The following is a 227-nucleotide window of genomic DNA, read 5'->3' as shown; positions in this document are numbered from 1 at the left end:
TGCCAGGGGACGATGTTGGAGTGGTGCTCCATCTCCGTGATGACGATCTCGGTGTCCCTATCCACCCGGTAGGGCTCCTCGGCCCAGCCGAGCATGTTGGCCACCAGGTTCAGCGACTCCGAGGCGTTCTTGGTGAAGATCACCTCATCGCGGCTGGGCGCGTTGATGAAACCGGCGACCGTATCCCGCGCCCCCTCATACAGCGCCGTGGCCTCCTCCGCCAGCAC

General features: G+C 64.8%; 1 protein-coding gene. It reads right to left on the bottom strand.

Going from position 1 to position 227, the window contains the following annotated elements; all coding sequences use genetic code 11:
- Positions 1-227: aminotransferase class V-fold PLP-dependent enzyme (locus IF55_RS35790; RefSeq protein ID WP_157854651.1), on the bottom strand; the 227-nt coding region annotated here is incomplete at both ends.

Source organism: Streptomyces varsoviensis (genome assembly GCF_000718635.1).
GTDB lineage: Bacteria > Actinomycetota > Actinomycetes > Streptomycetales > Streptomycetaceae > Streptomyces > Streptomyces varsoviensis.
This window is presented reverse-complemented; position numbering and strand designations above follow the sequence as displayed.